Source organism: Alteromonas sp. RW2A1 (assembly GCF_001886475.1).
Taxonomy (GTDB): domain Bacteria; phylum Pseudomonadota; class Gammaproteobacteria; order Enterobacterales; family Alteromonadaceae; genus Alteromonas; species Alteromonas hispanica.
Genome location: NZ_CP018031.1, coordinates 748,655 through 773,903 on the forward strand (window position 1 = coordinate 748,655; position 25,249 = coordinate 773,903).

Sequence of the window (25,249 nt, forward strand, 5' to 3'; positions counted from 1 at the left end):
TTTCTGTAACACGAGTTCCAATATGTATTACCCCTTTTCATGGTTTAGAAGCACCATTCGTTTGCTGATCTTCTTAGTGCTTTTTGCGCTAGGCGGATGGCTGTTAGACGATATGCTGTTTGCTGTGGCACTTGGAGCTGTCGTATTACTTATTTTCAACTATTGGCATTTGTATAAGTTAAATCGTTGGCTTTGGCACAGTAGAAAAATGTCTCCGCCTACAGTCCGTGGCGTGTGGGAACATATCTATGAAGGTATTTATTACCTGCAGCGAAGAAATCGAAACAAGCGAAAAGAACTCGGCGAGCTCGTTAAGCGTTTCAGGGAAGGGTCGGAAGCATTGCCCGACGCCGCAGTGGTGGTTGATTCTAAAGCATGTATTCTATGGTGTAACCGGTTAGCGCGACTAGAGTTAGGTTTAAAGTGGCCAAAAGACGCTGGGCGCCGCCTCGACAATTTACTCAGGCACCCAGAGTTTATTCAGTATTTTCATGCGGGAAATTACAAATACCCCATTGAAGTACCGTCGCCCACAAATCCTAATAAAACCTTTGAATACCGCATTATGCCTTACGGGGAAGAGCACCTGCTGCTCATCGCTCGAGATATTACGCGAGTATCTCAGCTAGAGGCGATGCGAAAAGATTTTGTTGCAAACGTGTCTCATGAGTTACGAACGCCTTTAACTGTTATAAACGGCTATTTAGAAATTATGCCTGAAGCGGAAGGCGCGGACCCTTTCGTTAAAAAGGCCATGAGCGAAATGGCGACACAAACCCATCGCATGCAAAATTTGATAGAAGACCTGTTGGTGTTATCAAGAATTGAAGCAAGTTCAGAACGGGTTTATGAAAATGTAGTCAACGTGGGTTCAATGCTGTCGCTAATAGAACGTGAGGCGCAGGCACTAAATAAAGATAAAGGTCACACCATCACATTCCATGTAGACAAAGAGTTATCGGTTTACGGTGTTGAGACAGAGTTGCGAAGCGCGTGCTCTAACTTGGTATTTAATGCGGTGCATTACACGCCAGCAGGCGGAGAGATTAACGTTTACTGGAGCCGTAAGCCATCGGGAGCCTGTTTTTCTGTCGTAGATAATGGCGAAGGCATAGAGCAAGCTCACCTGAACAGACTAACCGAGCGTTTTTACCGCGTGGATAAAGCACGGTCTCGAAAAACAGGCGGCTCTGGATTAGGTCTTTCTATTGTGAAACATGTGCTAAGCCACCATAATTCATCTTTGGACATTAGCAGCACAGTAGGAAAGGGCAGCAATTTTTCATTCGAATTGGATAACGAACTTATTGCTGAACAATCTTAAAAGTGCGCCACCTAAAGGGGTATTGAACATATGAAATTACGGCTCTTAAGAAGAGTAGCAATAGGCTTATGTTCACTGCTTGCTACGCAGTCAGTTAGCGCGATACAGGAAGCGGACGCTCTTTCGAATAGCTCTGCTTCCAAAGTGCCTTCTTATGAGCGTGTGCCTGGCGTAGCAGGTAAACTATCATCGGTGGGTTCCGATACCCTAGCTAACTTAATGACCTTTTGGTCGCAAGAGTTCAAAACTCTCTATCCGCAGGTAGGTTTTCAAATTCAAGCCTCGGGTTCATCAACCGCACCGCCAGCCCTTATTGAAGGCACCGCTACCATAGGGCCTATGAGTAGAGCGCTTAAGCCCAGTGAAATTCGCGATTTTATCAACGTGCACGGCTATCCCCCTACCGTATTAAAGGTGGCCATGGACGCCATTGCCATTTTTGTAGATAGACGGAATCCGCTAGAGGGAATGACGTTAGAACATGTGGACGCCATTTTTTCACGTACCTTGTACTGCGGTGCCAATGAGCATATCAATCGATGGTCGCAGTTAGGCGTCAACGAGAGCGGTTATCAGTCTCCAATTCGACTATATGGCCGTAATTCCGTATCGGGAACTTATGGTCTGTTTAAGGTCTCAGCCCTGTGCGACGGCGATTTTAAAAATACCGTGAACGAACAGCCAGGGTCAGCCTCAGTGGTGTTATCTGTAGCCAGTGGCACGGGGGCAATCGGCTATGCAGCTTATGGATACAAAACTGCGGGCGTTCGTGCTCTGGCATTAGGCGACTCTCTTGATAATTTAATACCGCTTTCTATTGATACAGTTAGAAACGAAACTTACCCTTTCGCCCGTTTCTTATATTTGGTGATCAATAAAAAGCCCGGCGAGCCGCTGCCCACTCTTGAGCGCGAGTTTATTCGCTACATATTGTCGAAAGAAGGACAAAACCAAGTATTAAGAGATGGGTACTTTCCTATTCGAGAAGATGTATTGCTTAGGCAGCGCCGGCTTTTAGAAGATAATGTCCAAAGCGTTGGAGTTGTGAGTGAATAGTACGTGGAAGCGCTGGGTGTTAGAAAACACACTTAAAGGTGTAAGTGGAAAAGAACTTTATTTAACCTTAATAAAGCACGGTTTTGTGCATGAGCAAATTGTGCCTTTATTGGGGGCGAATTTATCGGCGCAGCAAACACAAAAGTTAGCTAATAAGTATAGAGTGTCTGTACCACTACCGGCTTTTCTCGGTGATGATAAAAGTGATGATTCGCATTGTTCTAATATAAGAACCTCTGAAACAGTTGATTATGAAACCTTTGGTGATAGTGATTTTTGTGTCTATAAGCTAACAGGTGGCTTTGACTCAGATTTGTGTGAAGCGGCCGTTAGCAGCATAAAAAAGGGATTGAGGCCTTCCACCATTACCACAGTGAGTAGCGACAAACCTCAGCAATATCGCACTTCAAGCACATGTGACTTCGCCAGCCTTGAAGCCGGTTTGGCAGAACGTTTGAGTGATAAATTAAAATCATTAATGGGAAAAGTGCACGATACGTCTGAGCCCATTCAGGCTCAACACTACGATATAGACCAAGAGTTTAAACAGCATACCGACTACTTTGAGCCGGGTTCGTCTGAATACAGCAAGTTTGCTGGCCGCAGGGGGCAGCGTAGTTGGACGTGTATGGTGCAACGTACACAAAAACGGCATAGTAAACCCGAAAAGCCTGCACCAAGCACATCCGGTAGAGGCAGGTGAGAAGTATGTAATTACCCAATGGTGCCGTCTACCTGCCACCAAATGAACCTTTTGTTACACTGTCATAGTGTAACAAAAGTGTCATTAATCTTAGGTAACCTTCTCCGCTGATTAGTACAAGATCTTATTTCCAGCGGAGAAATTAATGTTTATCAAGCAAAGCTTCAAAATATCTGCAGTAGCAGCGGCACTTGTGTTGGCTGGTTGTGGTGGCGACATTAACATCAGCGAAGGCGACGTTATCGACAATTCTGATAACTCTTCTGTTGTTAACAACCCAGCTCCAACACCTACACCAACACCTACTCCAACACCAACACCTACTCCAACTGATGCGAACAACCCGTTCACTCAAGGTCTGGCAACAGATGTTTCTGCAGAGTTCCCTTCAATTACTGACAAGCCAGTTTATCGTCTTAATGAAGGAACTACTTTTGTAGAAGACGTTACTTTCACAGCTGATGCACATTGGGTTTTACAAGGTCGTACAGCAGTTGGCGGCGATAACGTAGACTCTGCAGTACTTACTATTGAAGCCGGCACTACTATCATCGGTGAATCTGGTGAAGATTTCTTAGTAGTTCGTCGTGGTTCACAGATTGAAGCTGAAGGCCGTGCTGATGCACCTATCGTATTTACATCGGTTCAAGATGTAACAGGTCAAGAGACAGATATTGGTCAGTGGGGCGGTTTAGTTGTTCTTGGTCGTGCTCCTGCTAACAGCTGTGGCGACCAAGTTGGCGAAACAACAGAAGACGAACTTGCTAACTGTGGTGTAGCTGCAGAAGGTGACGCGGGTCAATTCGGTGGGAACATTGCTGATGACGATTCTGGTTCAATTCGCTATGTTGTAGTTAAGCACGCTGGTCGTACATTAGGTAATGGTGACGAGCTTAATGGTATTACGCTAGCTGGTGTGGGTTCTGAGACCACAGTGGAATATATTCAAGTACACCAAAACCTTGATGATGGTCTAGAATTCTTCGGTGGTACTGTAAACGTAAGCCACGTTGTACTGACTGCAAACGGTGACGACAGCCTAGATTGGTCTTTCGGCTGGACTGGTCACGCACAATATATATATATCCAACAAGACGCTGCTGCTGGCGACAATGCGTTTGAAGCAGATAACAGTGAATTTGATGCCGCAGCGCGTCCTCTTACTAATCCACGCATCTCTAATGTAACTGTAGTCGGTGCACCTGAGACAAACGGTGTGCGTCTGCGTGCAGGTACAGCGGGTAAAATCAGTAACTTACTTGTTGTTGGCCCAGAAGGTTACAGCAATTGCCTACGCGTAAACGGTGACGAAAGTGTTGCCAATGCAGAAAGTGGCGAACTTGCTATTACAGGAAGCATAGTTTCATGTGCTGACGACGCAGAGCAGTTCACATCTGGCGATATTGGTGGTGTTTCAACTGAAGAATGGTTCCTAGCTCAAGACGGCAACCAAGTGCTACCTACTGCACAGTTAAACCTTGCGGCAAACGGTTATGCACCACTTGCTGATTCTGTTTTGTTAACTAGTGGTGTAGATCCTCGCGATATCGAGCCAGAGTTCGAAGATGCACAATATGTTGGTGCATTCGACGGTCAAAACAACTGGATGACAGGTTGGACAGTTGGTATCAATGGTGGTTTCCCAACTGACGTTCAAAATGCATTTGACCAGGGCCTAGCGGTAGACGTTTCTTCGCAGTTCCCTCAGATCACTGACAAGCCAGTTTACTTGTTAGACACAGACGTTACGTTCACATCAGACGTTACCTTCACCAACGACGCACACTGGGTACTAAGTGGCCGTACTGCTGTTGGTGGTGATAACGTAGATAGCGCGACATTATTCATCGAAAATGGAACAACTATCATCGGTCAGGCTGGTGAAGATTTCCTAGTGGTACGTCGTGGTTCTAAAATCGAAGCGCTTGGTCTAGAAAATGCTCCAATCACAATGACGTCTATCCAAGATGTTACCGGTGAAGAAACTGATATCGGTCAGTGGGGTGGTTTGGTTGTTCTTGGTCGTGCTCCAGCAAACAGCTGTGGTGACCAGGTGGGTGAGACTACAGAAGATGAGCTAGCGAACTGTGGTGTTGCTGCAGAAGGTGACGCAGGCCAGTTCGGTGGAAACGTTCCTACTGACGATTCAGGTACTATTCAATACGTTGTAGTTAAGCACGCAGGGCGTACGCTAGGTAACGGTGATGAGCTAAACGGTATTACGCTTGCTGGTGTTGGTTCAAGCACTAACGTAAACCACATCCAAGTACACAAAAACTTGGACGACGGCCTTGAATTCTTCGGCGGTACAGTAAGCGTTCGTTATGTTGTATTGACTGATAATGGCGATGACAGCTTAGATTGGTCTTTCGGTTGGACAGGTAATGCACAGTTTGTTTACGTTCGTCAGAACGAAGAAGCTGGCGACAATGGCATCGAAGCTGATAACAGTGAATTTGATGCTGGCGCACGCCCTCTTACTAACCCAACTATCGCAAACATGACTATTGTGGGTGATAACACAAACAACGGCGTACGCCTTCGTGCAGGTACTGCAGGTAAGATTCACAACCTAGTAGTGACTGGCCCTGAAGGTTATCAAAACTGCTTGCGTGTTAACGGTGCAGAGTCTGAAGCACTTGCCACATCTGGCGAGCTAACAATGACTCACTCAACAGTAGCATGTACAGAAGCGACAAACTTCGGCAACGATTTTACTCGCAACTGGTTTACTGGCCAAGACAGCAACTCGGTAAGCACAGCAAACGCGCTACGTTTAAGCGTAGACGGCAGAACACCACTAGACGGTTCTCCGCTTCTTGGAACAGGTCTTGACCTATCAGAAACTAACGGTTTCTTCGTTCCAACTGATTATCAAGGCGCATTCGATGGCGAAAACGATTGGACTGAAGGCTGGGCATTCCTACCAGGTAACTTCCCAACCAATCTTCAAAACGCTTTCGACCAAGGTTTGGCGACGGATGTTTCAGCTGATTTCCCACAAATAACTGACAAGCCAGTTTATTTGCTTAACGCTGACAGCACGTTCACTGCGGACGTTACACTAACTAACGATGCACACTGGGTACTAAATGGTCGTACAGCGGTAGGTAACGACAATGTTGACCCTGCAACGCTATGGATTGAGCAAGGTACAACAATTATTGGTCAACGTGGCGAAGACTTCCTAGTGGTTCGCCGTGGTTCTAAAGTTCAGGCTTTAGGTACAGCTGCTGCACCTATCGTTATGACTTCTATCCAAGATGTAACTGGTGAAGAGACTGACATTGGTCAGTGGGGTGGCCTAGTTGTTCTAGGGCGCGCTCCAGCGAACAGCTGTGGTGATCAAGTTGGTGATACGACCGAAGATGAACTAGCAAACTGTGGTGTAGCTGCAGAAGGTGATGCCGGTCAGTTTGGCGGCAACGTTGCTGACGATAATTCAGGTACTATTAACTACGTAGTAGTGAAGCACGCTGGACGTACACTAGGTAATGGCGACGAGCTTAACGGCATCACGCTAGCGGGTGTAGGTTCTGGTACTGCAATAGATTATATCCAGGTTCACAAAAACCTAGATGATGGTCTTGAGTTCTTCGGCGGCACAGTAAGCGTTAAGCACGTAGTGCTAACTGCAAACGGTGATGATAGCCTTGACTGGTCATTTGGCTGGACAGGTAACATCCAATATGTACTTATCAAGCAAGACGAAGCTGCTGGTGACAACGGTATAGAAGCGGATAACAGTGAGTTTGATGCTGCTGCAAGACCACTTACTAACCCCACCGTGGCTAACCTAACTGTTATTGGTGACAATACAAACAATGGTGTTCGTCTGCGCGCAGGTACTGCAGGTTCACTTTACAACGTGCTAGTTACTGGCCCTGAGAACTTTGCTAACTGCCTTCGTGTAAATGGTGCGGAGTCTGAAGCTCTTGCTACCGACGGAACCCTATCAATGCAGAGTTCAGTGATTGCATGCTCTGAAGCTAATAACTTTGGAACGGACTTCTCTCGTGACTGGTTCACAGGTGAAGCTTCAAACAGAGTTGTTGCTCCAGATGGTCTAGGACTAGCTACAAACGGTTATCAGCCTGCGGCAGGTTCGGTTCTTCTAGAGGGTGCAACTGACGTTCAAGAAATCAACAGCTTTTTCGACAGTGTTGACTTTGTTGGCGCGGTAGGCGAAGAAAACGACTGGACTGAAGGGTGGGTTACTGTAGGTCTGGAATAGTCACATAAATCGCACGACGCAATGTGGCGCTCTTTAAGAGCGCCACGTTTTATGCGTTAAAGCACGTGTTGTTCTAGATTTTCGGAGTTTAATAATGAGTGATATTTCCCGCTTACTATCGAGGCCGTCTCGCCTTGGTATGGCAGTTTGCGCCGCCTTAGCGCTTGGCACAACCGCACCGTCTCTTGCTCTAGCTCAGGAAGCTGAAGCATCTGAAGACGAAGTTATAGAAGAAGTTGTTGCAACGGCCTCGCGCCTAAAAGGTACTGCTACCGCAGTAATGCAAGAGCGTAAAAACCAAGCGTTTGTTGCAGATATCCTGGGTGCTGAGCAGATAGCTCGTACGGGTGATGGCGATGCTGGTGCTGCACTTCGACGTGTTACAGGTTTGACACTGGTAGATGGCAAGTTCATTTACATTCGCGGTTTGGGTGAGCGTTATTCAAGCACACAGCTAAACGGTATGTACGTTCCAAGTCCGGACCCTACACGTTCAGTAGTTCCTCTCGATTTATTCCCCTCGGATATAATCGAAAGCTTAAGTGTACAGAAGTCGTTTTCTCCTGACATGCCTGCACACTTTGGTGGTGGTAACGTTGATATTCGAACGAAATCAATCCCATCGGAGTTTATATTCAGGCTTTCTGGTGGTTTTGGTACCAATACAAATAACTTTGACGATGGCTTTTTTTACGACGGTGGAAGCGATGATTGGACTGGGCGTGACGATGGAACTCGCGCGCTACCAACAAGCATTAGCAGCCGTCTAGATGCTGCGCAGTCAAGCGCTGGTATCGAGGGTAGTTTGTCGTTTCCTGTAACCTTGGAAGACCGTCAGGAAATGCTGTCGGACATCAACTGGGATATTGGTCCGGACCAAATCAGTGTTGATCCCGATACCACAGCCCGTGCAACATTAGGTAATTCCTATGAGACTGAATACGGCAAGTTTGGCTTCCTGTCATCGGTTTTCTATCGTAATGAATGGAATGTAAAAGACCAAACGATCGGCGCCAATATGGGTACAGTTGGGTGTTCTGAGTTACCTGAGGAACAAGTGAGCGGAACCAAGTGTTTTGCTCAGTTTTTTGACGGTGTTCAGACTGAGCAAGCAGTCACTTGGAGTGGCATGCTGAACTTTGGTTACGAATATAGCAATAATCACCGGTTCTCTCTAAACAATGTATTGCTTCATGATATGAGCGACCGTTTGAGACAGCGTGATTTTACCGACGTAAACGAAACTGTTGCCGGTGTAAGAGAATTTGAGCGCGTAGATATTGTCTATGAAGAACGTCGCATGTCTTCAACACAGTTGAAAGGCGAGCACACTTTTCCTGAGTACAATTTCGCGACGTTCGATTGGTACGTTGGCACCAGCCGGGCGCGTCGTTACTCTCCAGGTAATCTAGACTTGATATTTGAGCTGACGATTGAAGACGGTAATGTTGTTCAGAAGCAATTGCAAAATGTATCGGCTACCAGTGTAAATCTTGAATGGCAAGACTTGCGAGACGTAGCGGATAATTGGGGTTGGGCAGCAAGCTACCCGTTTACCATTGGCAGTGCTGAGATTGACCTCAAAGCAGGTGCTGATTTTTATAATAAAGGTCGTAAAGCTACTAACATTCCTATTGAGGTTACGCATCGCTCGTTAGACCAAGAGTTATCGCGCGGCGACAGAATTGATGAGATTTTTTCGCAAGAGCGAATTAATAATCCAGATTTCTATCGCAGCGGTTCAGGTCAAGGTTTATTCCTTTCTGGTATGGCCGACGGTGACGAGTTCTCGGCAGGTATGAAGCTAGACGCTTATTACCTAATGGCAGATGCGTTTATTGACCAAAAGTGGCGTGTAAGCGGTGGTTTCCGTTACGAAGACTTTCGTCAAGTATCAGTACCATTTACTGCACACTCTAATCAATTTTCAGAGTCTGTAGAGGATTTAATCGACTTTACCTTCCAAGAAGACGATTTCTTTCCTGCGTTGGGTTTAACTTATATTCTTGACGATGAAATGCAGTTCCGTTTCAACATCAGTCAATCTACTATCCGTCCAGATTTACGTGATGTAAGCTCAAGTTTCTTTATCGACCCAATCACACAGTTCCTGGTCCGTGGTTCGCCTTTGTTACAAAGCTCAAAGCTTGACAATGCTGACTTGCGTTGGGAGTGGTATCGAGATGGTGGCGATAACGTCTCTGTAGCGTTGTTCTACAAAGACATTACTAATCCTATCGAACTTATTGAATTAGGAACAGTTGGTGGTGCCGCACCTAACTTGCTTACAGCCAACGCTGAGCAGGGCGAGTTGTACGGCGTAGAGGTTGATTTCCTTCAGGGGCTTAACACCCTTGGCGAGAAATTTGATAACTTCTTTTTATCCGGAAACTTCACGCTGTCAGATTCTAACGTGACCATTGGTGCTATTGATGACGATGAGATTTCATTGTTTGAAAGCCAAGTACTAGATGCGCTAGACGCCACAAGTGCTTCTAATATTGTAACTAATAACGAGCGTCGCTTGGTGGGTCACAGTGAATGGGTTGTGAATTTACAACTTGGTTGGGATTCTGATAACGGTGAGCACACAGCTACATTGGCGTATAATGCCTTTGGTCCGCGAATTATTGTTCCTGGAACACGTGGCAACGCTGATGCTGAGGAAGAAACTTTCCACTCGTTGGATTTAACCTATACTTATTTCCCAGATTTTAACTCTCAGATACGTTTTGCAGTTCGAAATATATTTGATGAGCAAAAGGAAGTACTGCAGGAAAACCTACCGATATTTCGCCAACAAGAAGGCGTTGACGTAAGTGTGAGATACACCTACGAATTCTAGGATAACAAAGGGGCGTAAGCCCCTTTTTTGTTTGCCCAGCGAAGCTGGCAAACCCGTCAGGTTGAAAGAAACCTGAATCACCCTGACTGAGGGGAAGATAATCCGAATGGCAAGGGCGTATTATGCCAGCATGGTATCACTGGCATTTTCAATGATGTGGCTACCCATGTACTGCTGAGTGAAATATGTACAGCAAAGATCAACAGACCCTAGCGATTAGCAAATGGTTAGTACGCTATATAGAACATATAGCACTAATTTCTTTATCGTGCCGTTGCAATGCGTGTCTGCTTTCACTTGCACTGGCGACATGCTCTTTTAATTTGAACCTTAAAACCGAACTAAGGCCCAGTATATTTATTTACCTATATCCATACACTCTACTTAACAAAACGGTTTATGGAATGGGTATTGTGAAAACAAACAAGATGGTATTGATTTGGATAGCCGTGCTGTCTTTGCTTCTATGTGATGTTTCTAGCGCTGGAATGCTCAATAACCCTCAGCAGTTAGCAAGTCGCTACACAGTATCTCATCAATCGGTAAAGATTAGCGATTATTTGGTTAGCGAAAAGCTTGATGGAATTCGCGCAAGATGGACAGGCGAAGAGCTTCTTACCCGAACCGGCCATGCTATTAGTGCGCCAGAATGGTTTACACAGTCTTGGCCGAGAAAAATGTTAGACGGCGAGTTGTGGTTGGCCCGTGGCAAATTTGAAGAAACTGCCTCAATAGTGCTTTCAGATACTCCTGACGAACGGTGGCGAACAATCACATTTATGGTGTTTGATATGCCGCAGTCAAAACAAACGTTTGAGAAAAGAGTGGACGAAATAAAGCGCATTATTGCTAAAACAAAAAGCTCTGCGCTAATGGCTATCCCTCAATATGGTCTTGATACCCATGAAACTTTAAAAGCAGCATTGAACAAGATTACGGATACGGGTGGAGAAGGGCTGATGCTTCACTATCGTCATGCGCGATATACACATGGCCGCAGTTCTCATTTACTCAAGCTAAAAAAGCATGAAGACAGCGAGGCGAAGGTGATCGCCCACATCAAGGGAAAGGGTAAGTTTAAAAGTATGTTGGGCTCTCTTCTCGTTCAAACGGCAGAAGGAATTCAGTTCAAACTTGGGACAGGGTTTTCAAACGAAGAGCGTTTGCATCCGCCCCATATCGGGCAATGGGTAACTTACAAATATTACGGTTACACAGGAACAGGCAAGCCTCGCTTCGCCAGTTTCATGCATGTTAGGCCGCAAAAAGATTTACAGCACAATATCCGCGCATCTACCGAAACAGTACCGAAGAAAACAGCGCAAGAAACACAGCAATAAAAAACATCGTGATGAATAATAACTAACGTCAGTTTGGCACGGGGCACTAAACCAAAGCTTTGTGGTAATAGACAAGCAGCGAACCGGTCAGTACCTAATCGCGCTTTAGTAATTGTTTTTACATCAAGCGGTTAGATTGCAAAAGGTGATTACCTACTATACGGTTATATTTATCCACTGTGTTTCAAATGGCCAAAGTTGCCTTTTGAGGCTTAAGACTCAATAGATAAGGTAGTCGTTATGAGGTGCTTATGGAAAACGTTGTTCATCGTAGGTGGCTTATTTTTACTTGCAGCATGCGATAACTCAGAGCGTGCTAACCAAGCTATTGAACCAATGGCAAAAGCCCAATCTGAGGACGAACTCCTTTTGCAAATTAAGGCGGCGGGTGTATTAAAAGTTATTACGCGAAATGCCCCTACTACCTATTTCATAGGCCGTGACGTTATGCCTCGAGGGCCTGAATTTGACATGGCTGACTCGTTTGCCTCTTTCCTAGGAGTTGAGCTAGAGGTTATTGAGAAAAATTCTATATAGGCTGTCATTTCAGCACTAAAAAATAAAGAGGGACATATTGCGGCTGCAGGACTCACCCAAACCAAATCTCGAGCAGCTGAGTTTATGTTTGGCCCCAGCTATCAAGATATTACGCAGCAGGTGGTTTGTCGGCGGGATAATGTTCAGCCAGAATCAATAGAGGAGCTTATAGGGCTCGATATTATGGTGGCAGCGGGAACCGCTTATAGCTAACGGCTTAAAACACTTCAGATGCAGTATCCAAATCTGAGCTGGGTGGAAAGTGCCAGTTTAACCACCGAGCAAATCCTCTATAAAGTATGGCAGCGAGAAATAGATTACAGTATAGCTGACTCGAACATTGTGGATCTCAATCGTCGATATTTTCCTGAGTTAATTGCGCCGTTTAACCTTGCTAGAAGTGAAAACTTGGCTTGGATGCTAAATACTTCGAGCAGAGCACTGGCCGAGGCGGTAAATGAGTGGTTTCTCGATTACCAAGAAACGGGTCGTTTAGACAGCACGCTCGATCAATATTATGGTTTTTTTGAAGTGTTTGATTATGTAGATACTCGTACGTTTATTCGACGTGTAGACGAACGATTTCCTGAGTTTCGACAGTATTTTAGCGATGCTGCCAAGAAATATAATTTACCCTTTCACTTACTGGCAGCTCAAGCTTATCAAGAGTCTCATTGGCTTGCCGACGCCGTCAGTCCTACTGGGGTTCGGGGCATAATGATGCTTACCCAAAAAACCGCCAAAGAGGTGGGTGTAAGCAACAGGTTAGATCCTAAGCAGAGTATATTTGGTGGGGCGCGTTACCTCTCTAAAATAAGAACCCATAGATTTGTCGATGAAGTTGAAGAGCCCGATCGCACCTGGCTTGCACTCGCTGCATATAACGTAGGTCGAGCGCATTTACACGATGCGCAAACGCTGGCGCGTCAACTTAATTTGAACCCCCATAAATGGGCTGACATGAAACAAGTATTGCCTTTACTTAGCGACAGGCGATATTACAAAGATTTACGCTATGGTTACGCTCGGGGTACTGAGCCAGTGCGGTACGTTCAGCGAATTCGTGAGTATCACCATATTATAGAAAATGAGTTAGAGTAAAAGATGGCTCAGTATAGGGAATGCCTCTCCTTCAGCTAAATACGCAGTGTTACGTTTACTTTATTTGCGTTTTTATCCAAAGACAAATTCGCTGCAATGCTCAGTGATTAACATGACCATAAGAAAGGTTTCTTCTAGATAGCAGCATCATTGGATGTTACCAACATTAATGTATAAACTACTCACCAAATAATTAGCTTTATTAGCTTACAGGAATGTCTAATGGACAAGCTTCTCTTTGTATTAATGGTTCTTTGTTTATCTGCTGGCTGCGTGCAGGCGCAAGTGGACCCTGTCGCTCAAATGAACAAGGTTAGCTTTGATCGTATCTCAATCACCATGGGTGATAAAAAATACGACGTTGAGTACGCAAAAACCTTTGAACAGCGTGCCCAGGGGCTTATGTTTAGGAAGGAATTATGTGAAGATTGCGGCATGTTTTTTACCTTTGATACCGCTAAGTATGCTGGTATGTGGATGAAGAACACGTTCATACCCTTAGATGTAGCATTTATCGACAGAAACGGTGTAATTACTGACATAAAATCTTTGATGCCTCATAGCCTCGAATCTGTAGGCTCATCGAAAAAGGTACTGTACGCACTGGAAATGAACCAAGGGTGGTTTGCCAATCACAATATTCGGGTTGGTGACCAATTAATAATTCATCGTTAAGCTGCGCATCTAAGTGCGCAGTAAAGCCAGTGAATAGCTGGTGTAGATCTGGAGTTAATTAAAGTGACAAATGCCTTATCGATAGCTAAGTTCGGCGGAACCAGTGTTGCCAATTATGAAGTAATGCAAAACTGCGCCCGAATTGTTGCCGGTAACAAAAACACGCGCATCGTTGTAGTAAGTGCATCTGCTGGAATAACAAATCACCTTGTAAGTCTTGCGCATACGCCCATGACACAGCAGCAAATAGATGATACCTGCCAAGCTATTACCAACATTGAGCTGGCGATACTCGACAAACTTGCTGATAAAGCTTCTATAGAACCCAAACTTAATGACCTTCTCGACGAAGTTCGCGCTTTAGCGTTTCATGAAGAAATTCTTCATCGTAACGATTTAAAAGACCAACTGCTGTCTATGGGGGAGCGAATATCTTCTCTTATGTTCTCGTCGGTTTTAGCAGAGCAGGGCGTGAGCACTATTAACTTTGACGTGCGTAAAGTATTGCGAACCGATAGCGAGTTTGGTGAAGCAGCTCCGCAAGTTGAACAAATTGAAACATTGGCAAGCCAGTTGTTAGCACCGGAAATTGAGAATGCTATTGTGGTAACTCAAGGTTTTGTTGGCGCTGATGAGAACGGAAATACAACTACCTTGGGGCGCGGCGGTTCAGACTTTACGGCCGCTTTATTGGCAGAAGCCTTAAATGCAGAGGCCTGTGAGATTTGGACCGATGTGATTGGCGTTTATACTACTGACCCAAGAATTACCGATGCAGCAAGACCATTGCCTGAGCTTAGCTTTGAAGAAGCCGCTGAAATGGCAACCTTTGGGGCTAAAGTACTTCACCCGGCAACGATGGAGCCTGCACTACGTAAAAATATTAAAGTGTTTGTTGGCTCCAGCAAAGAGCCAGAGAAAGGTGGCACTTGGATTGTTCGCGATTGTGAGCACGAGCCGCCATACCGTGCTATAACCCGTCGTAAAGAACAGGTTATGGTAACAGTTAAAACGCCGAAGATGATGTACGCGCAGGGTTTCCTTCAACAGGTATTCGCTATTATTGCCAAACATAAACTCAGTGTGGATCTGGTTACTACGTCCGAGATATCAGTATCTTTTACCCTTGATAATCCAGCAAACTCGGTAGCTCAGCGACTAAATAAAGAGACTATTGCCGAGCTAGAAACTATCTGTGACGTTACTGTGGAAAAAGGGTATGACCTCGTTACTGTAGTTGGTAATAACATGCAAACCGCAGTAGGCGTGTCGAGCAAGATTTTGGCAGCGGTATCAGACTTTAATCTGCGCATGATTTGTTTTGGTGCGAACCCTCACAACCTGTCGTTCCTGGTTAACGAAAGTAACAGTGACGATGTGGTGAGAAAGCTTCATAAAGCGTTGTTTGAGTAGCCCTGTTTAAGCGGTAATGATTCGCGACTTTACCGCTCAGACCTCTAAAATAAACGAAAACGGCCATTCTTAATTGGCCGTTTTCTTATGTAAAACACGCATCCATTTAAGTGAAATACACGAGTCTGCGGGAAATAGCTATTCCACAGGTATAACGACTTCGTGCCGCTTATTCCAAGGTAGTGTAAAGGGAGAGTCGTAGCCCAAATAGCTAGGCTTGCCGATAACCTTGTAATTATTTTCCTCCAATGTGCTCATTAGCGTTTCAGTATAGGCATTACGTTTGTCGTCGTTATTAAATCCTGAATAGCGTATCACGGCTACTTTTCTCGCTGGAACTTCAACAAGTTGCACGTTGGCATGTGTTGGTACTGGGGCGCTGTCTGCCGTGTATTTGCTGGGAAGAAAAAACATCATGGTGTTTGATGATGTAACCTCAACAGGAGATGTCATCGATATTTCAGCACTTTGCGCTGAGTTGTTCCCCATTTCCACGGGCGAAGTCATTGCTATTTCACTCTGGGTTTTGTTCTCTCCTGAAATATAGTTAAACAGTAGCCTAAATGCTCCGTTGTCGCTGCTTCCTTTTGACATAACAGCCAATGCAGTTGGATAGCTTCGAATTTCTACATCGTCGCTTAAAGACGCAACAGTGTCATAGGCAATGGTCTCATTATCTTTGTAATAGACTTTATCGGCATTGGCATTAACATCGGCAGAAAAGCTCGTCATAAGTAATCCGCATATTGAAGTGAATACAAGAAGTAATGAACCTCTCATTGTGACTATTTTCATCATTAACCACTATTTTTATATTTTAAATTACTACGTTATTACCCGATTATTTGGTCATTTAACGCCCAGAAAGTTAAAAATACAAAGTAAAAAATTAGAAAATAAAAAAAGGCCCTTGCGCAAACGCTAAGGGCCGTTTCATCATTTTTGTCAATTTAAACGCGATAGCCAAATCTTAGATTTAGCCGGCGCTAGCTTACCTACACCTTAAATTGACGTATTGATTGTTGAAGCTCGTCAGCAAGCCTTGCAACTTCGTGGCTAGAGTCTGACGTTTGTTGAGCTCCTGCAGTTGTCTCTTCAGCAATGCCTACAATAGTCTCTAACTTCTGACTGATCTCTTGAGAAACTGTGTTTTGCTCTCGAGCAGACTGCTCAATTTGAGAGCTTACATCGTGAGCTTTGTGTACGGCATCAGAAATAATATCCAGCGCTTGCGTGGCTTTTTCTGTTTGCGATACGCAAGCTGCGGTTTGTTCTTTACCTTGATTCATTACCGAAACCGCACGTTCTGCTCCTGCTTGAAGTACCTCGATCATGGCGTTGATTTCCTGAGTAGATTGCTGTGTTCTACTTGCAAGTGTGCGTACTTCGTCAGCAACTACGGCAAATCCTCTACCTTGCTCTCCAGCTCGTGCCGCCTCAATTGCGGCATTAAGCGCCAATAGGTTGGTTTGGTCGGCTACGCCGCGAATAACATCTAGAATGCCACCAATGCTTGCACTGTCCTGGTGTAGCTTGTTGATAACATCAGCTGCGTCTTGAACGTCTTTGGCAAGTATCTCAATCGTGTTCTTGTTCTCGAGAGAGATTTGACGAACATTTTCAGCTTCTTTATCGGCATGACGAATTTGACTTAGGGTATCTTCAGCGTTTTGTACCACCATCTGAGACGTTGAGTGCATTTCGGTAGTGGCAGTAGCGACCTGTCCAATCTGCGACTTCTGATCTTGAATTGAGTGTGTGGTTTGCGCCGTTACCGCAGAGGTTTGCTCCGACGCTGCAGCTAATTGTTCTGCGCGAACATTAATACCGGTGATAAGCTCTTTAAGACTTCCAATTAGCGTATTGCAGTTTCTCGCCAAAAGACCAAACTCGTCTTCGGCCGAGTCATCGAGGCGGTGGGTTAAGTCTCCAGAAGAGGCTACCGTCAATAACTCGTTTACTCTGTGTAATGGCAGGGTAATGGCGCGTACAGTGATATAGCCAATAAAAGCAGCAACGGCAATAGAAGCCAGAACAACCACGATAACGAAGGTATTACCCGTTGTAATGGCAGAGTTAACTTGCGTTTCAATGTCACTGGCTTTTTTATCTGCAAGCGTAAGCAAGCGACCTAATTCCAATATGCCCTGATTAATATTGGCATCAGACGCATTGAGTGCACGCTCGGCATCATTTCTACGTTCTAGGCGGTTAACGTGTAATTGCATAACGCCATCGCTTGCTTTAATTGCATTGACTGCATCATTAACTAAGTCGTTAATATCGTTAAGCGTACCTGAAGTGTCTTTGCCATCTGCGGCATCATTCATTTCACTTAGCTGAGTAACCACTTTATCAACTACTAGGTCAACCTCGTTACCTAGGGTTTGCGAGCGCTGCAGCGTTTGCGTTTTTATATATTCGTAAGACACTGTAAGCAGCGACAATAATGAAGTTTCCAGTTCGCCACCAATTTCAGAGGCTCGACGTAATTCAGGAATACGCTGAACAGACTCTAAATCTGAAAAATCGAGTAGGTATGTAGATGCATCGTCAGCGTTGTCTTCGGCATCGCCAAGGCGGTCTGCAATGGTGTTGCGTAAATCTAGATATTGTTTGTGATTGTCGTACATATTGTCGACGTTTTGAGTATAGGACTCATAGGCTTCACGAACCGAGTTAAGTGAGCCTTTCAACTCAGAATCTTTATTAACGGCCTGCGCTAGCCGGTTGTATTCTGAGTCGAATGAGTCTTTCGCTGCATTAAAGGCCGTGCGCTTTTCCGATAGACCAGACAGTTCCTCTTCAATGTAGCTTTCGAAGGTAAGGCGGCCCATGTTCAGGAAACTGGCCTTTAGCGCGTTACTTCCTGCAACACTTGGCAAAGCGACATCGTTCACTTCTTCTGTTGCTGAACCTATGGAATTAAGGTTAATGAGTGATACAACGCTAACAACGACAAGAAGAGCACTGATCGCTATAAACCCACCGATTACGCGAGTGGCTACGGTTATTTTCATCGGAACTCCTGGATGAGTGTTTTAGTTTTTATTTCCACGATATTAGGATTTGTTGGCCTTCACGTACGTTTTTAGCGGCCAAGATAAACCGTCAGTAGCTTGCAATATTACCTCGCAAACCGCACAAAATATACCTCATTGTTTCAGAGGTAGAATAGCTCGCAGTGCATTCTAATCTCGGTTTTATCCCGTCGCTTTCAAATAAATGTATCGACTACAATTACTTAATGTTTACCCGTATTGGAGAAAACATTAATTTATTTTTCTGGTCATACCAGTGGGGCCCGCAATGTTCAGGCAGAAAGTGTGATCAACTCGCCGGTGGTGTCGTTGAGAAGGGTAAGGGTTTGCCCCCAAACGTATCCGGTATCGAGGCCAATAAACTGTGATGAGTCAGTTTCTCCGGCAAGCGCAGCCCAATGACCAAAAATAACGCGGTGTTTGGGTTTTAGTTTACTATTACTTACCTCAAACCAAGGCTTTATTTCATCTGTCGCGCTGTCGGGGTGTGATTTGTTTTCAAAGTTAAGCTCACCATCTTGCGATACAAATCGCATTCGTGTGCAAGCATTGACGGTAAATCTGCGTCGTTCTTCTTCGCTGAGGTTGGAATTCCACTTTACTGGTGTATTGCCATACATAGTGTTTAACAACGCAACGTAGTCTGGCCCTTTTAAAATGTCCGACACTTCATCGCTTAACGCCACTACATCTTTGATTGACCACAAGGGGTAGAGGCCTGCATGCACAATTAGGGTTTTCTTGTTTAGTCGAAGGGCAAGTGGAAACTGGCGTAACCAAGTCTCTAACTCATGAACATCATTTGCGTTTAATAACGGCTCTAGGTTATCTGCTTTTTTGGGTTTATGGATACCGTTAAGCGTTGCCAAAAAATGAAGGTCGTGATTGCCAAGAACGCTTGAGAAGCTTTTACCAAGAGACTTAAGAAAGCGCAGCGTGCTTAATGAGTCTTCACCACGCGCTACTAAGTCACCCACCGCATAGAGTTTATCCTGCGCAGGGTCAAAATTTACTTTGTCGAGAATTTGTCTTAAGCCGCTATAACAGCCTTGTATGTCCCCAATGAAATAGGTGTTGCCTTTAGACATTATTGGCCTTTAGTGAAGTATATGGGGAACAGCAAGTCGAAACACGTCAATAGGTACTTTGAATCGATCGCCATTCTCTCGTTCCATTTCATAGTAGCCTTCCATATTACCAACGGGCGTGTCAATGACGGCACCGCTGGTGTACTCAAAACTTTCACTTGCTTTTAGTATCGGCTGCTTTCCTACGACACCGGCACCTTGAACTTCCGATGTCTTTCCGTTGGCATCAGTAATTCGCCAGTAGCGATTAATTAGCTGCACGGTCTCGTTACTCTCATTTTTGATAATAATATGATAAGCAAATGCGAATTGCTCTGAATCTGAGGGTAGATGCTCGGGCAAGTGGCGAGTTTTCACTCGCACTTGAATGTCTAATTCATGCATAGAAAGAAACTAAGACTCTTGGTTATATTCTTTGTTTGAGACCGCATTGGCTAAAGTAGCAAAATCAGTCAAAGAAAGTGTCTCTGCTCGACACTTGGGGTTGAGACCAAGCGCACTGATTTCTTCCTCATCCAAACAATCTTTCAGAGAGTTTCGAATTGTTTTTCTGCGCTGATTAAAGGCCTGAGCGCATACTCTTTCAAGTGTGCTTAACGACTCTACCTGCACAGGAGGAACGCTATGGGGAACGAGTTTTACTACTGCCGAATCTACTTTTGGAGGTGGCTTAAATGCTCCAGGAGGCACATTTAATACTGGGATAACGTGGCAGTAGTATTGCGCCATTACCGAAAGTCTGCCATAGCTCTTTGAGCCAAGGCCCGCGGCAAGCCTGTTCACTACTTCTTTTTGAAGCATAAAGTGCATATCTTCAATGCTAGATGCGTGATCAAATAGATGGAACATCAAAGGTGTAGATATGTTGTAGGGTAAGTTTCCGAAAACGCGAAGCTTGCCATCACAATCGGGCATCTCTTTGGCAAGCGCAGTGAAGTCCATCGTCATCGCGTCTTGTTCGATAACGTTGAGTTTTTCACCGTTAAACGGGTGGTGGCGAAGTCGTTTGGCTAGGTCACGGTCTAGCTCAATTACGGTAAGTCGGTCAACTTCATCGCAAACTGGATCAGTTAATGCGCCTAAACCTGGACCAATTTCTACTAAGTTCTGTCCGCTTTTAGGCCCAATTGCCGCTACAATTTTCCCGATGACATAATCGTCGTGTAGAAAGTTTTGCCCAAAGCGTTTTCGTGCCGTATGGCCTAAATGTGTTTTACTCATTGTTGATGCTGCGCAAGCTCAATGGCTTTTTCCAATGCTTTTCTGAAACTGCCGGCGTCTGCGTTGCCTGTTCCTGCTAAATCGAGAGCAGTACCGTGGTCAACAGACGTACGGATGAAAGGTAAACCTAACGTTATGTTTACCGATGCGCCGAACCCTTTATACTTTAACACAGGCAAGCCTTGATCGTGATACATGGCTAATACTACGTCAGCATCTTCAAGATATTTAGGCTGAAAAATAGTGTCTGCAGGAAGGGGACCAATAATATCGAGGCCTTCTTCACGAAGTTCATTGAGTGCCGGTGTTATGGTATTAATTTCTTCAGTGCCAATATGGCCGTCTTCTCCGGCGTGGGGATTAAGCCCACAAACGTAAATTCTTGGCTTTTTAATTCCAAATTTCAGTTTCAAATCTGTGTGAATAATATGAATGACTTTATGAAGGCGTGTGCCGGTGATTGCCTTGGCAACATATTCCAATGGAATATGCGTGGTAGCCAGCGCCACATTTAGCCCCTCTGTTGCCAGTAACATCACAACATCAATGGTATTTGATTGATAGGCAAAAAACTCTGTGTGGCCGCTAAATGAAACGCCCGCTTGGTTAATAATGCCCTTGTGCACTGGACCGGTTACCACAGCATCAAAGTCACCGTCTATGTTGGCTTGGCATGCTTCGCGAAGTGTCTCTACTACGTAAAGCCCGTTTTCACTGTCAAGGGTTCCAGCCACTACATCTGCTGATTTACTAATATGTTTGATAAACAGTGAACCCGGCGCTTGAATGTCCTCAATAGCCGGGTCGTAGTCAATAAGCGTTAACGGAAGGTCTAAATCTTTGGCTCGTGCCATTAGCATATCGCTGTCGGCAAACACGACAAGCTGCGCTTGCCATGCCTCCTGAGCCAGTTTGATGATCAAATCTGGCCCGATGCCCGCCGGCTCTCCCGGCGTTACTGCTATTTTAATTGGTCTGCTCATGAATGACTTATAGTTTTAGGACTCAATAACTTCAACATACGCTGCATCACGCATTTCACGAAGCCAGTTTTCTGTTTCTTCTGCAAACTTCCTGTTAAAGATCAGCTGGTATGCTTTTTCTTCTTTGCGTTTATCTGTTGCATCATCCACACGGCGGTCGATAAGCTGAATTAAGTGCCAACCGTGCACAGAGCGAACCGGCTCACTAAACTCACCTGGTTCTAACTGCGCTAATGCGTCTTTAAATGCAGGCACATAATTATCTGGGTTAGACCATCCAAGATCGCCACCGCGAAGTGCAGAGCCAGGATCTTCAGAATATTCTTTAGCCAACTCTTCAAAGTCAGCTTCGCCAGCTTTTACATCCTCTTTAAAACCAGCAAGCATGGCCTTTGCCTTGTCTTCACTTAAAATAATTGAAGGCTTAACAAGAATATGACGGGATTTCACTTCTTGCACCGTCACTTTTTCAATACCGCGGGTATCGATTACTTTAAGAATATGAAAACCAGCGCCACTGCGTATTGGGCCTACTAGAGAGTCGACATCTTCATTTTGCACCGCTTCGGCAAAAAGTGTAGGCATAGCGTTGATGTTTAGCCAGCCCATATCACCACCTTCAAGGGCTTCATTACCCGACGATGATGCGATAGCAATTTTGGTGAAATCTGAGCCAGACTCCAATAGTGAGATAACTTTATCTGCTCTTTCACGAGCTGCCTGGATATCTTCATCTGTTGGATCGGCAGGGAAACCAATAAGAATGTGGCCTAAACGATATTCAGCTTGTTCTGCACCTTGCTGTTCAATTAAGCCCATTAAAGTGTCAATTTCTTGTGGGGTGATGTATACACGACGGCGCACATTGGCGCGTCTTACTTCGCCCATGATAATTTCTTCACGGATATCTTCACGATAGTCGTCGTAGGAGATGCCTTCTGCAATAAGCGAAGCTCGAAGCTGCTCCATCGTGGCGTTTTGATTGGCAGCAATGTTGCCAATGGTTTGCTCTAGTTGAGGGTCACTTATTTGAATACCCATACGCTCAGCCATTTGAAGCTGAAGATTTTTTGTAATTAAACGCTCAATAGCCTGCGTTCTCAGCGCCCGATCTGACGGTAGCTCTTGATTATTCGCCTCAGCATTACGCTTAACTTCTTTTACTAGTGCGTTAATTTCGCTTTCTAGTATCACCCCTTGGTCTACGATCACGGCAACGCGATCAAGCATGACCTCTTGTGCCACACTGCTAAATGAGAGTATTGCACCTAACATCAATGCACGGATAATGAACTTCATACACACTCTTTATTATTGGTTAATTGCATTAACACACACTTTTGTATGCGTAATTACGGGTTAATTTAAACTATAAGGCTGTCGATAGCCAAACATACCGTCTTCCAGCATGCTTCTTCGGCTCGCCATCGAGCCAATTCCTTTGAATATAAACTGTAGTGAAACCCCTGAATCGAAATCATCAGTGGTTTGTTCGCCGCTATCGTTGAATCGGTTGTTGAGCGTTCGCTGTGCTACGAGACGCACTGCCCAACAGCAAGACTCGTATTGAATGCCTGCATAGGTTTCAACACTGCGATTTCTCTCAAGATCCCGATAAGTTCTGCCAACCCATTGCCAGTTCTTAGTGATAGGCCAATTCGCCGATAGACCTATTTGATCAATAGTTTCACCACTTAAGTTGCGTACATACCGGTGGCTGAGTTGAAGAAAGCGAGACGCATCTTTTCGATATTCGATGCCCACACTGCTTAAATCAACCTTGTCGGTATCGGTGGTTACTTGTACATCGGAGTGAAAGTACCAGTTTTGATCAAAACGCCAATCTAACTCGGCGGCTAAAGCTGAACGATCTTGGTCTTTATTTGCTGCTATTACTTTATTATCTTCAAGATAAAATATCTGACCCACACTTAGAACAAATTGTTCCCTATTGTTTTTATCTAACATTCGCGTGGTTGCGCCGACAGTGATTTGATTATTATCGTTAATACGGTCAAGGCCGGTAAATTCCTGTCCCCGAAAAAGACCTTCAACATCTGTAAGTAGTGCGGTTGAATCGTATAGACCGATAGCGGTTTGATCTTCATAAGAGGTGTATAAATACTGTACCTTTGGTTCAAAAGTCATCGAAAGCTCGTCATCAAACCACGAAGTATCTCTTTCAAAGTATAAAGCGCCGTAAAGTCTTGCTTGGCCTAGGCTACGCTCGACATCCTCTTCAAGCTCGGTTCCCGCTACATTGTCCTGGCGGTAAACGGTTTGAAATAGTGTTGTCTCTGCTACTACTTCTCCCCATGCTGCACGTAGCGGCAAGGCGAGCGTTGGCGCTACGTGAAAACGAGTGGCAGTAGGGGCGGTTGTTAACGTGTTGTCAAAGTGGGCTAGCTCTGAATCAATGCTGAACTCAAAATAGCGCCCTAGCGCAGTGTTATAGTTGAGCTTTATTTGAGGTACTGCTCGGTAGCTATCTGCGGTGTCGCCTAGTACTTCGAAGTCTTTTACCTGTACATTGACTGACAAATTCTCAGAATAATAACTTAACCCCACGCTGCGATATAAATGCGTATCTGCGCGGCTGTAATAGTCTGAACCAAGGTCGAGAAGGTAGTTGTCGTCACTTAGACCATTGAAATCGATATTCAATAGCCAGTTCTCGCCTATTAGGCCCTGATGCTCTAAACGATAAAAATATCGGTCTGGATTACCGCTTATATCGCTGTCGCTTGGAAGATATTCAACATAAGCCATTCCCTCACTTTTTTCGGTTAAATAGCGAAACTCGGTATTGAGTTGTAAGCCTCGCCGAGTCATTAACCTTGGTGAGATGGTCATGTCGTAGTTTGGGGCAATATTCCAATAAAATGGCTGAGTATAGTCGACCCCAGTTCTACTCGAGCTGGTTAGCTCGGGAAAAAGTAATCCTGTTTGACGTTCATTACTTACAGGAAATGCAAAATACGGCAGATAAAAAACAGGCACATCAGCAATATAGAAACGGGTGTGTTTGGCTTGGCCCCACGCAGTGCCTTTTTCTAAACTGATTTCACTAGCCCTAATTAACCAGTCTTCGCTACCTTGTGGGCAAGTGGTAAAGCTTACTTCATTTAGAACAATACCTGTGTTGGTATCTAATAGGATATCTTTCGCAGCACCTTGTCCCACAAAGCCAGTGAGTTGATACTTTGTGTTTGTCATCTCTAAACGCTCTTCTTCAGAACGCAAAGAAACGGTATCGCTTTGCACTTTCAGGGATTCGTCTTGATAGGTAACGTCGCCTTTGGCTATTAAATCTTTACCGCCGCTGTTTACTTGAGCTTGAGATGCACTTATCACTGCTGCGTCTGAGGTAATGTCTACGTTGCCAGAAAACAGGGCAACTTTATTCTCAATAATCTCAGTGCGGTTAGCTTCAACTTTTATGTGGCCTTTTTGCATCAGTTGTTTGCTGCTGAACGCCACGGGCTCTACACCACAAAACGCCATTGGCTCTATAGCGGGAGCGGGTTGAGATACGGTTGTATCCTGTGCGGAAGCGACGACAGGCAAAAGTGTCGCGCAAACTAGCAAGGCGCAGGTGTTTTTCATGCGTAAAAAGGCGGCCTGTTAAAAAATATGATGCGTTAAACCCCGTGTAAGACGCCAAAGGTCTTTTTAAGTTCGGTGTCGT

At 44.9% G+C, this 25,249-nt stretch carries 18 protein-coding genes and 1 pseudogene; 11 read left to right on the forward strand and 8 right to left on the reverse strand.

Annotated elements, in window-relative coordinates; translation table 11 throughout:
* The first annotated feature begins 22 nt into the window (after positions 1–22).
* The 11 genes and pseudogenes from phoR (at position 23) to lysC (ending at position 15,228) form a co-directional block, all read left to right on the forward strand.
* Positions 23–1,324 (forward strand): phosphate regulon sensor histidine kinase PhoR, encoded by a 1,302-nt coding sequence (phoR, locus tag BM528_RS03380; protein ID WP_071978665.1) that lies wholly within the window; start codon positions 23–25, stop codon positions 1,322–1,324.
* A gap of 30 nt (positions 1,325–1,354) precedes the next feature.
* Positions 1,355–2,380 carry a PstS family phosphate ABC transporter substrate-binding protein gene (locus BM528_RS03385; RefSeq protein WP_083595185.1) on the forward strand — a complete coding sequence of 342 codons (1,026 nt, stop codon included), beginning with the start codon at positions 1,355–1,357 and terminating at the stop codon, positions 2,378–2,380.
* The gene (locus BM528_RS03390) at positions 2,373–3,083 is read left to right on the forward strand and encodes a hypothetical protein (RefSeq protein WP_071978666.1); all 711 of its coding nucleotides are present in this window, start codon (positions 2,373–2,375) and stop codon (positions 3,081–3,083) included. The genes BM528_RS03385 and BM528_RS03390 overlap by 8 nt, the downstream gene beginning before the upstream one ends.
* A 145-nt stretch (positions 3,084–3,228) precedes the next feature.
* On the forward strand, positions 3,229–7,317 hold the full coding sequence (locus BM528_RS03395) for a hypothetical protein (protein WP_071978667.1): 4,089 nt from the start codon (positions 3,229–3,231) through the stop codon (positions 7,315–7,317).
* 94 nt (positions 7,318–7,411) lie between these two features.
* Positions 7,412–10,162 (forward strand): TonB-dependent receptor domain-containing protein, encoded by a 2,751-nt coding sequence (locus BM528_RS03400; protein ID WP_071978668.1) that lies wholly within the window; start codon positions 7,412–7,414, stop codon positions 10,160–10,162.
* Between the two features lie 413 nt (positions 10,163–10,575).
* Positions 10,576–11,502, forward strand: a complete 927-nt coding sequence (locus tag BM528_RS03405) for a DNA ligase (RefSeq protein WP_232230567.1) — start codon at positions 10,576–10,578, stop codon at positions 11,500–11,502.
* A 240-nt stretch (positions 11,503–11,742) separates the two neighbouring features.
* Positions 11,743–12,039: a hypothetical protein gene (locus BM528_RS03410; protein WP_071978669.1), complete on the forward strand. Its 297-nt coding sequence runs from the start codon at positions 11,743–11,745 to the stop codon at positions 12,037–12,039.
* A gap of 6 nt (positions 12,040–12,045) precedes the next feature.
* Positions 12,046–12,252 (forward strand): transporter substrate-binding domain-containing protein, encoded by a 207-nt coding sequence (locus tag BM528_RS18330; protein WP_083595187.1) that lies wholly within the window; start codon positions 12,046–12,048, stop codon positions 12,250–12,252.
* A 12-nt stretch (positions 12,253–12,264) separates the two neighbouring features.
* A pseudogene (mltF, locus tag BM528_RS03415) lies at positions 12,265–13,140 on the forward strand (membrane-bound lytic murein transglycosylase MltF); the annotation flags it as partial.
* A gap of 222 nt (positions 13,141–13,362) precedes the next feature.
* The gene (locus BM528_RS03420) at positions 13,363–13,815 is read left to right on the forward strand and encodes a DUF192 domain-containing protein (protein WP_071978670.1); all 453 of its coding nucleotides are present in this window, start codon (positions 13,363–13,365) and stop codon (positions 13,813–13,815) included.
* Positions 13,816–13,878: 63 nt separating this feature from the next.
* Entirely contained in the window at positions 13,879–15,228 is a 1,350-nt protein-coding gene (lysC, locus tag BM528_RS03425; RefSeq protein WP_071978671.1) for a lysine-sensitive aspartokinase 3, read from the forward strand.
* Between the two features lie 138 nt (positions 15,229–15,366).
* Here lysC and BM528_RS03430 read toward each other — a convergent pair whose 3' ends face one another.
* The 8 genes from BM528_RS03430 to BM528_RS03465 all read right to left on the reverse strand — a co-directional run bounded on the left by BM528_RS03430 (position 15,367) and on the right by BM528_RS03465 (position 25,167).
* Positions 15,367–15,960, reverse strand: coding sequence for an SOUL family heme-binding protein (locus BM528_RS03430; protein WP_071978672.1), 594 nt, complete (start codon positions 15,958–15,960; stop codon positions 15,367–15,369).
* Positions 15,961–16,223: 263 nt separating this feature from the next.
* The gene (locus BM528_RS03435) at positions 16,224–18,248 is read right to left on the reverse strand and encodes a methyl-accepting chemotaxis protein (protein ID WP_071978673.1); all 2,025 of its coding nucleotides are present in this window, start codon (positions 18,246–18,248) and stop codon (positions 16,224–16,226) included.
* 293 nt (positions 18,249–18,541) lie between these two features.
* The gene (locus tag BM528_RS03440) at positions 18,542–19,357 is read right to left on the reverse strand and encodes a symmetrical bis(5'-nucleosyl)-tetraphosphatase (RefSeq protein WP_071978674.1); all 816 of its coding nucleotides are present in this window, start codon (positions 19,355–19,357) and stop codon (positions 18,542–18,544) included.
* A 9-nt stretch (positions 19,358–19,366) separates the two neighbouring features.
* Positions 19,367–19,741 carry a Co2+/Mg2+ efflux protein ApaG gene (apaG, locus tag BM528_RS03445; RefSeq protein WP_071978675.1) on the reverse strand — a complete coding sequence of 125 codons (375 nt, stop codon included), beginning with the start codon at positions 19,739–19,741 and terminating at the stop codon, positions 19,367–19,369.
* A 9-nt stretch (positions 19,742–19,750) separates the two neighbouring features.
* Entirely contained in the window at positions 19,751–20,578 is an 828-nt protein-coding gene (gene rsmA, locus BM528_RS03450) for a 16S rRNA (adenine(1518)-N(6)/adenine(1519)-N(6))-dimethyltransferase RsmA (protein ID WP_071978676.1), read from the reverse strand.
* A complete protein-coding gene (gene pdxA / locus BM528_RS03455; protein ID WP_071978677.1) occupies positions 20,575–21,561 on the reverse strand; it encodes a 4-hydroxythreonine-4-phosphate dehydrogenase PdxA in 987 nt (328 codons plus the stop codon). Before pdxA ends, rsmA begins: the two co-directional genes overlap by 4 nt.
* Positions 21,562–21,576: 15 nt before the next feature.
* Positions 21,577–22,860 carry a peptidylprolyl isomerase SurA gene (gene surA / locus BM528_RS03460; protein WP_071978678.1) on the reverse strand — a complete coding sequence of 428 codons (1,284 nt, stop codon included), beginning with the start codon at positions 22,858–22,860 and terminating at the stop codon, positions 21,577–21,579.
* A 60-nt stretch (positions 22,861–22,920) separates the two neighbouring features.
* Positions 22,921–25,167: an LPS-assembly protein LptD gene (locus BM528_RS03465; protein ID WP_071978679.1), complete on the reverse strand. Its 2,247-nt coding sequence runs from the start codon at positions 25,165–25,167 to the stop codon at positions 22,921–22,923.
* Between the last annotated feature and the right edge of the window lie 82 nt (positions 25,168–25,249).